This is a genomic window from Sphingopyxis sp., from assembly GCF_036402335.1.
Classification (GTDB): Bacteria; Pseudomonadota; Alphaproteobacteria; order Sphingomonadales; family Sphingomonadaceae; genus Sphingopyxis.
This window is the reverse complement of sequence record NZ_DASWTD010000541.1, coordinates 1-3,567: the sequence shown is the minus strand read 5'-3', so window position 1 is coordinate 3,567 and position 3,567 is coordinate 1. Positions and strand designations below refer to the sequence as shown.

The 3,567-nt window shown below is 67.3% G+C and carries 3 protein-coding genes; all 3 read left to right on the top strand.

The features are described from left to right. Window positions 1-908, top strand: a 908-nt coding sequence (locus VGD20_RS17675) for a transcription termination/antitermination protein NusA (protein WP_331135690.1), incomplete at its 5' end; no start/stop codon positions are given. Further along, window positions 889-1,659: a DUF448 domain-containing protein gene (locus VGD20_RS17670; RefSeq protein ID WP_331135689.1), complete on the top strand. Its 771-nt coding sequence runs from the start codon at window positions 889-891 to the stop codon at window positions 1,657-1,659. The genes VGD20_RS17675 and VGD20_RS17670, both read left to right, overlap by 20 nt. Window positions 1,660-1,676: 17 nt before the next feature. Then, a partial coding sequence (gene infB, locus VGD20_RS17665) for a translation initiation factor IF-2 (RefSeq protein ID WP_331135688.1) occupies window positions 1,677-3,567 on the top strand: 1,891 nt, incomplete at its 3' end.

The following is a 3,567-nucleotide window of genomic DNA, read 5'->3' as shown; positions in this document are numbered from 1 at the left end:
CGAAGATCGGTGTGATCAGCTATGACGGCTCGATCGACCCCGTCGGCGCCTGCGTCGGCATGAAGGGCAGCCGCGTGCAGGCGGTCGTGCAGGAAATGCAGGGCGAAAAGATCGATATCATCCCCTGGTCCGAAGACACCGCGACCTTCGTCGTCAACGCGCTCCAGCCGGCGACGGTGCAGCGCGTCGTCATCGACGAGGATGACAGCCGCATCGAAGTCGTCGTTCCCGACGACCAGCTGTCGCTCGCCATCGGCCGCCGCGGCCAGAATGTCCGTCTTGCGAGCCAGCTGACCGGCAGCCAGATCGACATCATGACCGAGGCCGACGCGAGCGAGAAGCGCCAGCGCGAATTCGTCGAACGCTCGACGATGTTCCAGGAAGAACTCGACGTCGACGAAACGCTCGCGCAGCTGCTCGTCGCCGAAGGCTTCAGCGAGCTCGAAGAAGTCGCCTATGTCGGCATCGACGAACTCGCGGGCATCGAAGGCTTCGACGAGGAACTGGCGCAGGAGCTGCAGAGCCGCGCGACCGAAGGGCTCGAACGCCGCGAGGAAGCCTCGCGCGCCCAGCGCCGCGAACTTGGCGTCGAGGATGCTCTGGCCGATATCCCGCACCTGACCGAAGCGATGCTCGTCGTGCTCGGCAAGGCCGGGATCAAGACGCTCGACGACCTCGCCGACCTTGCGACCGACGAACTGATCGCCAAGAAGCGCACCGACAACCGCCGCGGTCCGCCGCGCAGCGAACGCGCCGAGGACAAGGGCGGCGTGCTGGGCGAATATGGCCTGAGCGAAGAACAGGGTAACGAGATCATCATGGCGGCGCGTGCGCACTGGTTCGAAGACGAACCGGCTGCTGAAGCGCCGCAAGCCGGGGAGGCCGCCGATGCGGACCCCGCGCAATGATCAGCTGACCGAAACCGACCGCGCAAAGGGGCGCGGCCAGCATGTGCCTGAACGGCGCTGTGTGATCACCGGCGAGGTTTCGCCGGCGGGGCAGCTCGTGCGCCTTGCGCTTGGCCCCGACGGCACGATTGCGCCCGACGTCCATGGCAAGGCGCCAGGACGCGGGGCGTGGATCGGCGTATCGCGCGCTGACCTTGAGGTCGCGCAGTCGAAGGGCAAGCTCAAGGGCGGGCTCGCGCGCGCGCTGCAGGACGGCAATTTCACGATTCCCGATGATCTCGGTGCGCGCATCGAGGCGCAGCTTCAGCGCGCGACGCTCGACCGGCTGGGGCTCGAATCGCGGTCGGGCACCTTGCTCAGCGGCAATGAAAAGATCGAAACTGCGGCGCGCAAGGGCCAGGTCCGCCTGCTCCTTCATGCCAGCGATGCGGGCGAGGACGGGCGCAAGAAGCTGGCGCAGGCATGGCGCGTCGGTGAGGATGATGAAGGGTCGGGCCGCGAGGGCCGGGTCTTGCCGGTGGACCGCGGCACCCTATCTATGGCATTGGGGCGCGAGAATGCGGTGCATCTGGCGTTGACCGATGCCCGTGCAGCAGACCGGGTGCTGGCGCATTTGAGCCGCTGGCAGTTTTTCACAGGATGGAGTAGGGACGCGGCCAACCGCGATTCCGATCCGCATGCCCCGTCGCCCGTCGGCGAGGAAAAAACAGGGACGGCGCCAGCTGGCACCGCCGCTTCGGACGCGTTTTGAAGGAATGATGGTTTTCGATGAGTGACGAACAGGACAAACCGACCCTTACCCGCAAGCCCCTGGGGCTGAAGCGGACGGTCGAGGCCGGACAGGTGCAGCAGCAATTCAGCCATGGCCGCCGTAATACGGTCGTGGTCGAGGTGAAGCGTCGCCGCGTCATCGGTCGTCCGGGCGAAGCCGCGCCGGTCGAAGTCGAAGAGGTCGAGGCCGCTCCGGCGCCCGCACCCGCGCCCGCTCCGGCCCCTGCGCCCGTTCCGAAGCCCGCCGCGCCCCGCGCCAGCGAGAATGACAGCCTGATGTCACGTCAGGAACGCCAGGCGCAGTTGCTGCGCGAGGCCGAAGAGGCGCGCATGAACGCGCTCGAGGACAATCGCCGCCGCGACGAAGCCGCGCGCGCCCGCGCTGCCGAGGAAGAAAAGGCACGTGCCGAAGCGCGCGTCGAGCAGGCTGCGGCGAAAGCTGCCGAGCCGGCTCCCGCTGCGCCGGCCGCTGCCGAACCCGTTGCCGAGGCCCCCGCAGCCGCTGCCGAACCGCAGGGCGAAGCCGCACCTGCAGCTCCGCGCCCCGCGACTACGAGCGCCGCGCCCGCGCCGCGCCGCTTTACGCCGGTCGAGGCGCCCAAGCGCCCCGAACCCAAGCGCCCCGAGCCGAAGGCGACCCGCGGCGCCGACAATCGCCGCCAGTCGGGCAAACTGACCGTCACGCGCGCGCTGAACGAAGACGAAGGCGCGCGTGCCCGCAGCCTTGCCGCGCTGAAGCGTGCCCGCGAAAAGGAAAAGCGCTCGCACACCGCTTCGTCGGGCCCGCGCGAGAAGCAGGTCCGCGAAGTCGTCGTGCCCGAAAGCATCACGGTTCAGGAACTCGCCAATCGTATGGCCGAAAAGACCAACGACCTGATCAAGGCGCTGTTCAAGATGGGCAGCCCGTCGGCGAGCACCGACCTGCTCGATCAGGACACCGCCGAACTGCTCGTCACCGAATTCGGCCACGAGATCATCCGCGTCAGCGAAGGCGATGTCGACATCCGTCACGATGAAGATATCGACGATGCCGAGCACCTGAAGCCGCGTGCGCCGGTCGTCACGATCATGGGGCACGTCGATCACGGCAAGACCAGCCTGCTTGACGCGTTGCGCGGTGCCAATGTGCAGGCGGGCGAAGCCGGCGGCATTACCCAGCATATCGGCGCCTATCAGGTGAAGACCCCCGACGGCTCGCTCGTCACCTTCCTCGATACGCCGGGCCACGAAGCCTTTACCGAGATGCGGCAGCGTGGTGCCAATGTCACCGACATCGTCATCCTCGTGGTGGCCGCTGACGACGGGCTGAAGCCGCAGTCGATCGAAGCGATCAAGCACGCCAAGGCGGCGGGTGTTCCGATCATCGTCGCGATCAACAAGGTCGACAAGGAAGGCGCCAATCCGCAGCGCGTCCGCGAACGCCTGCTCGAACATGAGCTGGTGGTCGAGGAAATGGGCGGCGACGTGCAGAATGTCGAAGTGTCGGCGCTCAAGAAGACCGGCCTCGACAAGCTGCTCGACGCGATCGCATTGCAGGCCGAGATCATGGAATTGAAGGCGAACCCCGATCGTGCCGCCGAAGGCACGGTGATCGAGGCGAAGCTCGACAAGGGCCGCGGCCCCGTCGCGACGATCCTCTTCCGCCGCGGGACGCTGAAGGTCGGCGACATCTTCGTTTGCGGTGCCGAAAGCGGCCGTGTACGCGCGCTGATCGACGATCAGGGCAAGCAGATCAAATCGGCGACGCCGTCGATGCCGGTCGAGGTCCTCGGCCTCGGCGGCGTGCCGATGGCGGGCGATACGCTGACCGTCGTCGAGAATGAGGCGCGCGCGCGCGAAGTCGCCGCCTATCGCCAGGAGCAGGCGACCCGCAAGCGCACCGTGCAGG

Bases quoted from the DNA above. Each gene is read 5' to 3' on its own strand.
- VGD20_RS17670 (WP_331135689.1), top strand. From the start codon at position 889: ATGCGGACCCCGCGCAATGATCAGCTGACCGAAACCGACCGCGCAAAG.